The 518-nt window shown below is 58.3% G+C and carries 1 protein-coding gene; it reads right to left on the bottom strand.

Annotated elements, in window-relative coordinates; genetic code table 11:
* A partial coding sequence (locus ACO0LG_RS29545) for a hypothetical protein (RefSeq protein WP_423032193.1) occupies positions 1 to 518 on the bottom strand: 518 nt, incomplete at both ends.

Raw genomic sequence — 518 nt, 5'->3', positions numbered from 1 at the left:
GTTGCCAGTTTGGTCTGGGTCGCTGGGCCAGCAAGGTCGCCACCTTTGAATACGCCGCCAGACAGACTCATTTGTTGCAAGGCTGTGGCATAGGCACCGTTATTGGTGACACCTGAGCATTGCGCGAGTTGGGTGTTGGTGGCTGTGACGAGGCTATCAAGCATGAAGCCCTGCCCGCGCTTGACTGCGGCCAGCAATTCAGACGCTGCCGGTTCTGGCAAGGCACTGGCGCCATTACTGATCCAGTAGGTGCTGTAGTTGCCGCTACGCAGTTGGGTCAGGAAGGTCGCCGCATCGGTGCTGATGGTGTGGCTGATACCCTGATTAGCCAACACATTGTCGAGCACACCTGCCCTGCTGGTATCACATTGCGCCAGGGTCGCGGCGTTTTCTGTCGGGAACTTGGTGGCGGCGCATTTGCCCAGCAATTCATCGGCCGCGCGTTTGCAGGCACTGTAGACGAGCACGTTTTGCCATGGTGTTGCTGCTTGCTTGATGCTCAGGCTGACGACGGATGA

This window comes from Undibacterium sp. Ji42W (assembly GCF_049340405.1).
GTDB lineage: Bacteria > Pseudomonadota > Gammaproteobacteria > Burkholderiales > Burkholderiaceae_D > Undibacterium.
The sequence above is the reverse complement of the archived record's forward strand: the minus strand, read 5'-3'. Positions and strand labels throughout refer to the sequence as shown.